This window comes from Microcystis sp. M53603_WE2 (assembly GCF_030065435.1).
The window spans coordinates 1-2,708 of sequence record NZ_JASJFF010000276.1; the positions used below are offsets into that span (position 1 = coordinate 1).

2 protein-coding genes and 1 pseudogene are annotated in these 2,708 nt (G+C 45.9%); 2 read left to right on the forward strand and 1 reads right to left on the reverse strand.

What is annotated here, in order from left to right; translation table 11 throughout:
• Window positions 1-531: 531 nt before the first annotated feature.
• Window positions 532-2,037: a Ycf46 family AAA ATPase gene (locus tag PX481_RS06000; protein ID WP_002798407.1), complete on the forward strand. Its 1,506-nt coding sequence runs from the start codon at window positions 532-534 to the stop codon at window positions 2,035-2,037.
• A 12-nt stretch (window positions 2,038-2,049) separates the two neighbouring features.
• The gene (locus PX481_RS06005; protein ID WP_287971952.1) at window positions 2,050-2,571 is read left to right on the forward strand and encodes an SH3 domain-containing protein; all 522 of its coding nucleotides are present in this window, start codon (window positions 2,050-2,052) and stop codon (window positions 2,569-2,571) included.
• Window positions 2,572-2,582: 11 nt separating this feature from the next.
• Here PX481_RS06005 and PX481_RS29600 read toward each other — a convergent pair.
• Window positions 2,583-2,708: pseudogene (locus PX481_RS29600) on the reverse strand (RNA-guided endonuclease TnpB family protein); the annotation flags it as partial.

Consider the following 2,708-nt stretch of genomic DNA (forward strand, 5'->3'; position numbering starts at 1 on the left):
ATCATCGGGAGTTAGGAAATGAATCCCCTCTTGGTTAAACTCTCGTCGGAGAATTATCGCTAAAACTTTACCCTCTTTCGTGATTTGAGAAATTGGCAAAGAGTTAAATTGACTTTCTGGCTTATTTTTCTGATTTTGTTGAAACTCTGAAGCTAGTTTAAACACGAATTTAACCCCCCTAGGGAATGGCTGTGAGAAAGGCTGAAATTGATTAACAGCAAAGAAGCGGCCAACCAGTGACTAACTCTTGTCATTCTTGGTAGGCCAATTTAATTTAATTAGCTAAAGCTTAATCTAATCAACACGATGTTAATTTAGTTAACAGAAGGTTAATCCCGACTAAGGCAAGACGATTATACCATACATTTAAGAAAATACAAGCGTAAATTTGTTTTTTTTCAATCTTTTTACAGACGAGCTTGGCTTATCTTAAAATGCAGCACAGCTTACCTACCATCGTTATTTGACTGACAGCTAACTGCTATATTTTGTGATGACGATATAAATAGCAAAAACTATAGACGAATAGCTATGAGCTTTGGTGAAGAATTTGAATTACTGCTGCGGGCGCGCTATCCTCTCATCTATATTACCACCCTAGAAGAGGAACGTCTCGAAAAAGCGATCGCCGATATTGCCAAACAGAGCCATAACCGTGCTGTCTATGTCTGGGATTTCGTGGATGGTTATCAAGATAATCCCAATAATGAGAACTTTGCTCGGCGTAATCCCCTCCAAGCTCTTGAATTCGTCGAAAAGCTGCCGCCTAACATCGCCGCCATCATAATTTTACGCGATTTCCAGCGCTTTTTAGAAGATATTTCCATCGCCAGAAAATTGCGAAATCTGGCCCGTTCTCTGAAATCTCAGCCCAAAAACCTAATTATCGTCGCTCCCGAACTGTCTATCCCCTCGGATCTAACCGAAGTAATCACCGTCGTCGATTTTCCCCTCCCCAGTGGCGAAGAAATTAAACAGGAAATCCAGCGATTAATCGCTGCCACCGGACAACCCGTCAAAGAACCACTCCTCGATGAATTAGTGCTTTCTGCCCAAGGATTATCTCTAGAGAGAATTCGTCGGGTTTTAGCCAAATGTTTAGCCAGTCACGGCAAAATTGAGCCAGAGGACGTGGAATTAATTTTGGCAGAAAAACGCCAATCGATTCGTCAAACCCAGATATTGGACTTTTATCCCGCCACAGAGCAGATTTCTGACATCGGCGGCCTAGATAATCTCAAAGATTGGCTGATTCGTCGCGGTGGTGCCTTTAGTGAACGCGCCCGCGCCTACGGTTTACCCAATCCCCGGGGTTTACTATTGGTGGGAATTCAAGGGACGGGTAAATCCCTGACAGCGAAAGCTATTTCCCATCATTGGCACTTACCGCTGCTGCGTCTAGACGTGGGGCGTTTATTTGGCGGATTGGTGGGAGAATCGGAATCGCGTACCCGTCAGATGATTAATCTCGCCGAAGCTTTAGCTCCCTGTGTGCTGTGGATAGACGAAATCGATAAAGCTTTCGCCGGAGCGGAGGGAAAAGGCGACGGGGGAACCACCGGGCGGGTTTTCGGGACGTTTATCACTTGGTTAGCCGAGAAACAATCGCCGGTTTTTGTCGTCGCTACAGCTAATAACATCCAATCTCTGCCCCCGGAAATGTTGCGAAAAGGACGCTTCGATGAGATATTTTTTGTCGGACTACCTAGCCAAAAGTCCCGCGAGGAGATTTTTAGCGTTCATTTAGGGAAAGTTCGGCCCCATAATCTGAAAAGTTATGATATAAAGCGATTAGCCTACGAAACTCCCGATTTTTCGGGGGCAGAAATCGAACAAACCATCGTGGAAGCGATGCACATCGGTTTTAGTCAAAATCGCGACTTTAGCACCGATGATGTGCTTGAGGCCGCTAGTCAGATTATCCCCCTAGCTCGGACTGCCCAAGAACAGATTCAATTTCTACAGGATTGGGCAAAGTCCGGTAAAGCTCGTCTAGCCTCTCGCGATGATCGTTTTAATGTCAATTCTAGCAGTTAATTTAGCACCAATATGAAGCGTTTATCTGGTTTATTGCAATTTATGCTCGGTTTTGTCATGGGAGTGGCGATTTTGGTCGGTGGGGCTACTGCTGTCGCCTATATGCTTCTCTCCGGTATGAATTCTAATCCTCCTAAACCCGTCTTTACCGAGGAGAAAAAAGAGGAAACTAAGGAAGAAAAAACCGCCGTCAAACCTTCTCCCATCCCTACTACTCCCGTCCAAGAACAACCCCAAGCTGAGGTGAAAGAGTCTCCCACAGCTGCACCAGCACCAAAAGCTTCCCCGAAACCCAGTCCCGAAGCAAGAAAAAGAGAAGCCACATCCGAGGGTTATCAAGCGCGGGTGACATGGCAAAGCGGTTTAAGTCTGCGCTCTCAACCTACCAGTGAATCGACTCGTCTCGGCGGTCTGGATTATAATACTAAAGTTAGTGTGGTGGGAACCAGCAGCGATGGCCAATGGCAGCGCATACGTCTGTCCGATGGTCGCGAAGGTTGGATTAAAGCGGGTAATATTTCCAGAGTCCATTGACACTCCCCGCTCTAAAGAGACGGGGATTCTTGGTTCACAGAGATTACTTGCTTAGACAGAATTGCTTCTGAAAAAGTAGAGGTATTCTCTCCCCAAGCGTTTATTGGATCGAGCCCAAAGGTTCCGGTATGCCCTAC

Coding starts and splice junctions, on each gene's coding strand:
- PX481_RS06000 (WP_002798407.1), top strand. CDS start 532: ATGAGCTTTGGTGAAGAATTTGAATTACTGCTGCGGGCGCGCTATCCT.
- PX481_RS06005 (WP_287971952.1), top strand. CDS start 2,050: ATGAAGCGTTTATCTGGTTTATTGCAATTTATGCTCGGTTTTGTCATG.